We start from the raw sequence: 7,681 nt of genomic DNA, 5'->3' as shown, positions 1-7,681 counted from the left end.
GTTTACAAAACCCCTGTGGGAGCGAGCCTGCTCGCGAATGGCGTCTGTACATTGCTGTACATTTCCATCCTTGACGATCAACAACCGGCAGCTCAGTCTGCCGGTTCTGTTTTTTCTCGCGGAGGTGGTCGATGCCCTTTTTCACGGTTGACGGACAAGCACTGCACTACATTGATCAAGGCACCGGCCCGGCCGTGTTGCTGGCTGGCAGTTATCTCTGGGATCAAGCGATGTGGGCGCCGCAGATCGCCGCGCTGACCCCGCATTATCGCGTCATCGCCCTGGATCTGTGGGGCCATGGCGATTCCGGCAAGTTACCTGAAAGCACCACATCGCTGGACGACATCGCCCGACAGGCGCAGGCCTTGCTCGATCACCTGGACATCGACCGCGTCACCCTCGTCGGGCTTTCGGTCGGCGGCATGTGGGGCGCGCGCCTGGCACTGTCCGCCCCGCAACGCCTCAACGGTCTGGTGCTGATGGACACCTACGTCGGTGTCGAGCCGGAACCGACCCGGCAGTATTACTTCTCGTTGTTCAAGCAGATCGAAGACAGCGGCACCATCTCCGAACAATTGCTCGACATCGTTGTGCCAATCTTCTTCCGCCCGGGCATCGACCCGCAGTCGGCGCTGTATCAGGACTTTCGCGCGAAATTGAAGGGCTATTCGCCCGAGCGTCTGCGCGAAAGCATCGTGCCGATGGGGCGCATCACGTTTGGCCGCAACGACCTGTTGCCACGCTTGGGCGAGCTGAACCCGGCGACGACGCTGGTGCTGTGCGGTGATCAGGACAAACCACGGCCACCCTCGGAAGCCCGGGAAATGGCTGAGTTGATTGATTGCCCGTGTGTGCTGGTGCCGGAGGCGGGGCATATCTCCAATCTGGAGAATCCCGGGTTTGTCACTGAGGCGCTGCTGGCGTTTCTCCGCGAGCGCAACTGACACACCGAGTGAGCTTCATTCGCGAGCAGGCTCGCTCCCACAGTTAATCGCATTCCATTGTGGGAGCGAGCCTGCTCGCGAAGGGGCCTCTCAGGTCACCATGCAATCACGAGTGTGAAACTCATCTATAAAAGCATTTGATAAGGGAATGACGTGCAACAGTTCTGGTGGCGTGACCTCAGGGATCTTGAGGACAAGTGGGTTGGGTTGAGTATTGAGGTCAACCGACCGAAATCAAGCAAACCGCCGCTTCATCTGCAAAGTGGTAACAACGGGCGGATGAAGTTGATGCTCAATGAAAGCCCACTCTTCTGGGCGACCATTGCCACCTCATATTACGGTGCTTGGCTGGTTCGCAATCCGCGGCCCGTTCAACTGGAATCGCCATCCGTGCCCCCCATCGTTTCGGCTGACGTTCAGGAGCACTTTGAATTACCCGTCCAAGAGCGCTTCCCGCGCTGGTGTCGCTATTTCATAAACCAGTTGATGAACAATCAGGCGGACTTTCTCTATCCCGGCCACTGGGTGGCGCGCCCTTTATTGCCAGCAGTTAGCCGATACAAACCCGTTGCCGGTCCGGATGGCTGGTATTTTTCCACCCCGGCCGAGGCGTCCAGCCATCTGCCCAACTGGTACGCGCGCGGCGAGGGCATTCTCGACAACGTGCAACCGCACACCGTGCATTGGCTTGATTGGGATTTGGGACACTTGATCGGTCTGCACACGGTGGACCCTTTTGCAGGTCGCCTCAAATGGTGGCGCAAAAAAGCCAGGGAGGGCAGCTTGCCGCCGATCCTGCTCTGGTATGTGGGCGGACTGTGTTCTTACGTGATCATCGATGGACATTACAGACTGCAGGCCGCGCTCGATGAAGGTGTCAAACCTGATTTCATTGTCCTGAGCTCGACCAAAGCCCAGCAAGTCAAACCATGCGAAGCAACGCAACAGCGCGTGTTCGGTTCGTTGATGTTGCAGAACGCGAGACATCCCAAGTTCAACGTTCACACATTCAATCAGGCGCTGATCAATACGTTTGACGACCGTCCCTGGCATTGGGCAGGGACGCACGCTTGGGCCGGTATTCCTTCAGACCAAGCGTGGTGCGCTGAGGTGACAAGCTTTCTCACGGAACAGGGAAACACCGAGCACTTGCAGGACATTATCGAGCGGTGTGAGTACTGATAGACCCGCACCGGCCAGTGCTTGTAAAGGCTATTTCGGCCCGAGAATCTTCACCAGCTTATCCGGCGAAGGCGCGCCTTGCTGTTGCTGCAGTTCACCTTTGTCATCCATATAGAAAATCGCCGGGGTGGCTTGCAGTTCGAGGTCTTCCATCAACTGCATGTTGGCCGCGAGTTTGGTTTGCACGGCGACCGGAATGTCTTTCAAAGCCTTGAGGGCGCTGCTCTTACCGGCGCTCTCATGATCTTGCAGGGCCTTGGCCGGGTCTTTCGCCGCCAGCAGCGCGGCTGATTTGCCCGGGCTGTCTTCGCGGATGATGCCGACCATGATGTGGCGCAACTGCACTTTGCCGGCCTTGACCCATGGTCGCGCCTGTTCCCAGAACATGTTGCAGTACGGGCAGTTCGGATCGCTGAACAGGTACACCGTGCGCGGTGCATCCTTGTTGCCGTCCTGAATCCAGTTGCTCGCCTCGAACTTGGCCCAGACTTCCTTGGACATCGGTGCGTAGACCAGTTTCTGCAACGGCTCGCTGCTCAGGTCCTTGCCGTCTGCATCGTACAGATTACCCACCACGACGTGTTTGCCGTCCGGGGTCAGGTACAGCGCCATGCCGCGATTCTGGTATTGCGCGGCGTACCCGCGCAGGCCATCAGGGGCGTCGAACTGGCCGACGATTTTCGCGCCCTTGGCTTCGATCTTTTTGATTGCGGCGGGCAGTTCTTCAGCAGCCTGCACCGACGGCAAGTGCAGCAGGGCAGTGCCCAGGGTCAGCGTCAGCAGGTGGCGGAGGCGGGGCATGGCAGTTTCCTTGCAGAGTTGGCCGGGGCAACGGCCTGATTCGGGCTTGAGGGCGAAGTGTCGAAGGTTTCCAGGGCGCGGGCCAGGCTGGCGTTCGACAGTTCACCGAGATGGCTGGTCAGCAGGCGACCGTCCGGGCTATAGAACAGCGTAGTCGGTAACGCCATGGAACCCACGGCCTGACCGAGACGGCCGCCGCGGTCGAACAGCACGTTGTTCAGGCTCAGGCCCTGGGTTTCCAGGAACGTCGCCACGCTTTGCATGCTTTCGGCCTGATTGACGAACAAGAACGTCAGATCAGGGCGCTGTTGCTGGGCGTTTTCCAGCACTGGCATTTCTCGCCGGCACGGCGGGCACCAGGTCGCCCACAGGTTGATCACCAGCGGGCCGCCCTGATAGTCGCTGAGCTTGATCTTTTCCCCGGCGGCGTTGCGCAGGGCAATATCCGGCAGCCGGGTGCCCTGTTCGTAGATATTCAGCGACAGGGTGGCAAGCAGCCAGAACGCCACGCCACTGACCACGCCGAAGCCCAGCGGACGGCGCAAAGCAGGCCGGCGCCAGCCGCGATACAACGCCGCCAGCAACAGAACGATCACTCCGGGCCAGGCGAGGAAACCGCCGTCGCGCAGATCGATGATCTGCCACGGGTCATTGCGATAGTGCGACCAATAGAGCGCGACAAACGCAATGCGCGCCGCAAGCATGCCCAGCAAAAACAGGCTGAACAGCGCTGACTCGGGGTTCTCGCCGCCGCGCTTGGCCACTCGCCAGCCGACAAACGTCGCCAGTGCCAGAGCACTGATCAGCAGCAGGTGATTGAGCGCGATGGCGAAAGTGCCGAGGGTGAACGTCAGCATCAGTTGGCGTCTCTGGTGGTGGACCAGCGTTGCAGGAAGGTCTCGGCATCGACCTCGCCGGTGATGCGCTGGCTGCGGCGTTCTTCACCGTCGGCGCCGATCCAGATGAACGTCGGCGGCCCCGGCACTTTATAACGGCTGAGCAGCTCGCGGCTCGCAGCGTTGTCGGCGGTCACGTCCAGACGCAGCAGGCGCAAATCGTTCAGGGCCTGCATGACTTTGGCCTCACCGAACACCTTCTTCTCCATGACCTTGCACGACACACACCAGTCGGCGTAGTAATCGAGCAGTACCCACTGACCCTGGGCCTTGGCCGCGTCGAGTTCACGTTGCAGGACGGCCGGTTCCTTGATTGTGCTGAAGGCATCGTGGCCCGTCGGCGCTGCGCTGGCGACAGGGCCGGCGCTGTAGACCTGCAATGGCTGATACGGATCATCGCTGCCACCCGCCGCACCGATCACCAACAAGCTGCCCCACAAACCGAGCAACAAGGACAGGGCGCCAAACATTTGCGCGACGTGGCCAAAACCTTCGGATTGTTTCCAGGCGCTGTAAGCGGCGATCAACAGCAGAGCGCCACCCAGGCCCAGCCACAACGACGGATCCAGTACCGGGCGCAGCATCAACAATGCAGTGGCAAGAAAGAGGAAGCCAAATATGCCCTTGAGCAGATTCATCCACGCGCCGGGTTTCGGCAGGAATCGGTTGCCCACCGTGACCAGCAGCAACAGCGGCACACCGATGCCGATGCCCAGCGCAAACAGAATCAGACCGCCGTGCACCGCGTTGCCGCTCTGCGCGATGTACAGCAGCGCGCCGGCCAGTGGCGCGGTCATGCACGGCCCGACCAACAGACCGGACAATGCGCCCAGCACCCCGGCGCCGATCAGGCTGCCGCCGCTGCGGCTGCGCGACGCATGTTCCAGGCGATCACGCAGGGCCACCGGCAGTTGCAGCTCGAAGAAGCCGAACATCGGCAGCGCCAGCACCACGAAAATGGCGGCAAATGCACCGAGCAACCAGGGATTCTGCAACCAGGCCTGGAGGTTTGCACCGAGCAGCGCAGCAATTACGCCCATCGCCGCATAAACCAGCGCCATGCAGATCACGTAGCTGCAGGCCAAGGCAAAACCGCGCCGTGGTGTGGCGCCACTGCCGACAATCATCCCCGCCAGAATCGGCAGCATCGGCAGCGAACACGGGGTAAACGCCAACAGCAGACCGAGTCCGAAGAACACCAGCAAGCTCCAGCCCAGCGCCCGTTGTTGCAGGCTGCTGGCCAACGCCTGATCCGGGGCTTCAGCGCCTGTTACTGCTGCGGCTTTGCCGCCCAGATCGATCACCCGGGTTTGCGGTGGATAACACAGACCCGCATCGGCGCAGCCCTGATAACTGACTTTGATCTGACCGCTGGCCGCCGCCGGGATTTTCACTTCAAGCCCTTGGCGGTACACCGGCTGCTCGCCGAAGAACTCATCGCTGTGGGATTCGCCTTCAGGCAACACCGGCTGCTGATCGGCGGCCAGTCCATCGAATTTCAGGCGTTTCTGATACAGGTAGTAGCCGTCGGTGATCTGCCAGAACAGCTGGGTTTCGCCTGAATCCAGACGCTCGGAAGTCAACACGAACGCTTGGTCGACCGGCAAGAAGTCCGGTTTCGTATCGAAAGGATTGTTTCCAGCCTGGGCCAGGCCCGAGATCAGTAACGCAAACAAAACAAAAAAATGACGCATGGAGAAGCCTTGTCCCTGTGCAAGTGAGGTGCACAATGGGCAGCGGCGATTAACCGATGATTAACCGCCATGCCCTTGTCGCAGTGACGTTGGGCGCCATAATGTCAGCTTAATCGGCCAACTGCCTAATCCGCTTTTTTCCTGTGGGATTCACCATGCACGTACTGGTTTGCGAAGACGACGAGCTGATTGCCAGCGGCATCGTTGCCGGGCTCACGGCTCAGGGTCTGACCGTCGAGCACGTCAACACCGCGTCCAAGGCGCGGGCGATGCTCAAGGTCGCCGAATTCGATGTGATGGTGCTCGATCTCGGCCTGCCGGACGAAGATGGCCTCAAGTTGCTGCAACAGTTGCGGCAGAGCGGCCTGGAAATTCCGGTTCTCATCCTAACTGCCCGTGACTCGGTGACCGATCGTGTCGATGGTCTGCAGGCCGGCGCCGACGACTATCTGCTCAAGCCTTTCGACCTGCGCGAACTGTTCGCTCGCCTGCAAACCCTGTTGCGCCGCGTGGCCGGGCGCAGTGTCAATCTGATCGAGCACGGCGCGCTGACCTACGACCCGAGCAGCCGCGAAACCCGTCTGGCCGGGCAACCGGTGGACCTGTCGCGCCGTGAGCAGTCGCTGTTGCAGGCGCTGCTGCACAATCGCGGCCGGGTGCTGTCCACCGAGCAACTGAAGGACAGCGTCTACGGCTTTAACGACGAACTGGAAAGCAACGCGCTGAACGTGCATATCCATCATCTGCGCAGCAAGCTTGGCAAAGGCATCGTTGAAACCGTGCGCGGTCTGGGCTATCGCCTCGGGCCTGCCGATGGCGCAGAGCAAGGCAAATGATGAGTCTGCGACTGCGCCTGAGCCTGACGCTTGGCGCGGCGTTCGCGCTGATCTGGGCGCTGGCGGCGGCGTGGATGCTCAGCGACCTGCGCAATCAGATGATGTTTTCCCTCGACCAGCGTCTGGTGGCCTCGGCGCGCATGGTCGCCGGTTTGCTCGAGCAATTGCCGACGCTGCCGAGCAAGGGCGAGGGCACCCATTTCAGCGCAGAACAGCTGAATATTCCCGGTGGCATGGCTTGTCAGGTCAGCTCATTGCGCGGCGAGATTCTCGCGCGAAGCCACAACAACCCCGAGCAAGCGCTGGAAGCCGAGAAAATGGGCTTCCACGATCAGATGATCGACGGCGCCCCGTGGCGCAGTTTCACCCTGGCCCGCGGCGATGTGCGCATCACTACGGCGGATCGGCAGATCGAGCGCGAAGCTTTGAACATGTCGATTCTGCTCGCCGCTTCGGTACCGGTCGGCGTGGCCTTGCTGGGTTGTCTGTGCCTGCTGTGGCTGGGCATCGGTCAGGGCCTGGCGCCGCTCAATCGTCTGCGCGAGGCGCTGATGCGGCGCAATGCCGACTCTCTTGAACCATTGCAGTTGCAGGCGTTTCCCAGCGAACTGAAGCCGCTGCTGGAAACTCAGAATCAGTTGTTTCAACGCATCGGCAAGACCATCGAACGTGAACGTCGTCTGACCGGCGACGCCGCGCATGAACTGCGCAGTCCGCTGACGGCGATCAAGACCCACCTGCAAGTGGCGCGCATGACCGACGGCAGCGCCCGCGATCAGTCGCTCGCGCGCGCCGAGGAGGGCGCCGATCGCTTGCATCGCACCCTTGAGCAATTGCTGTTACTGGCGCGGGTCGAAGGCAGTCTGTCGTTTGATGACGGCTCGCAATGCAGCGCCGAGCAAGTGGCCAGACTGGCGATCCAGGACGCCACCGGCGGTGAGCGGCTGCGGATCAAGCTGCACGTGCCGGACGACCTGCCCACCGCGCCGCTGCAAATGCCTGCGGTGCTGGCGATTGCTGCATTGCGCAACCTGCTCGACAACGCCCTGCGCCACACGTCTGAAGATTGTGCGGTCGAGGTTAGCCTGGAGAGCATCGGCAATCGTGTGCGTTTTGTCGTGCGCGACCATGGTCCGGGCATTGCGCCGGATGACTTGCAGCATCTGACTCAGCGCTTCTGGCGCAACGGGCAGAGCACCGGTTGCGGCTTGGGGCTGGCGATTGTCCAGGCGATTGTTCAGCGCTGTGATTGTGCCCTGCATTTCGACAGCCGCCCGGACGGCTTGCGGGTCGAACTGACCATGCCGTTGCAAGCCCTCTGATCTCAC

Annotated in this window: 7 protein-coding genes; 4 read left to right on the top strand and 3 right to left on the bottom strand. The window is 61.0% G+C overall.

Translation table 11 applies throughout. The features are described from left to right. Window positions 1-131: 131 nt before the first annotated feature. The gene (locus FEE99_RS23335; RefSeq protein ID WP_041478459.1) at window positions 132-944 is read left to right on the top strand and encodes an alpha/beta fold hydrolase; all 813 of its coding nucleotides are present in this window, start codon (window positions 132-134) and stop codon (window positions 942-944) included. Between the two features lie 153 nt (window positions 945-1,097). Further along, window positions 1,098-2,126, top strand: a complete 1,029-nt coding sequence (locus FEE99_RS23330; RefSeq protein WP_041478460.1) for a ParB/Srx family N-terminal domain-containing protein — start codon at window positions 1,098-1,100, stop codon at window positions 2,124-2,126. Window positions 2,127-2,156: 30 nt separating this feature from the next. Here FEE99_RS23330 and dsbG read toward each other — a convergent pair whose 3' ends face one another. From dsbG to dsbD, 3 genes are read right to left on the bottom strand one after another with little or no spacing between them, the layout of a single operon-like run. Beyond that, window positions 2,157-2,927 carry a thiol:disulfide interchange protein DsbG gene (gene dsbG, locus FEE99_RS23325; protein WP_041478461.1) on the bottom strand — a complete coding sequence of 257 codons (771 nt, stop codon included), beginning with the start codon at window positions 2,925-2,927 and terminating at the stop codon, window positions 2,157-2,159. Beyond that, window positions 2,903-3,784 carry a TlpA disulfide reductase family protein gene (locus FEE99_RS23320; RefSeq protein WP_041478462.1) on the bottom strand — a complete coding sequence of 294 codons (882 nt, stop codon included), beginning with the start codon at window positions 3,782-3,784 and terminating at the stop codon, window positions 2,903-2,905. The genes dsbG and FEE99_RS23320 overlap by 25 nt, the downstream gene beginning before the upstream one ends. Beyond that, a complete protein-coding gene (dsbD, locus tag FEE99_RS23315) occupies window positions 3,784-5,517 on the bottom strand; it encodes a protein-disulfide reductase DsbD (RefSeq protein WP_041478463.1) in 1,734 nt (577 codons plus the stop codon). The genes FEE99_RS23320 and dsbD overlap by 1 nt, the downstream gene beginning before the upstream one ends. 155 nt (window positions 5,518-5,672) lie before the next feature. Between dsbD and FEE99_RS23310 the strand changes: the two genes are divergently transcribed. Then, complete coding sequence (locus FEE99_RS23310; RefSeq protein ID WP_039759813.1) at window positions 5,673-6,353, top strand: response regulator; 681 nt, start codon at window positions 5,673-5,675, stop codon at window positions 6,351-6,353. Then, entirely contained in the window at window positions 6,350-7,675 is a 1,326-nt protein-coding gene (locus FEE99_RS23305; protein ID WP_041478464.1) for an ATP-binding protein, read from the top strand. Before FEE99_RS23310 ends, FEE99_RS23305 begins: the two co-directional genes overlap by 4 nt. The last annotated feature ends 6 nt before the right edge of the window (window positions 7,676-7,681 follow it).

The organism is Pseudomonas sp. ef1 (assembly GCF_007293365.2).
In the GTDB taxonomy this organism is placed as follows: Bacteria; Pseudomonadota; Gammaproteobacteria; order Pseudomonadales; family Pseudomonadaceae; genus Aquipseudomonas; species Aquipseudomonas siliginis.
The sequence above is the reverse complement of the archived record's forward strand: the minus strand, read 5'-3'. Positions and strand labels throughout refer to the sequence as shown.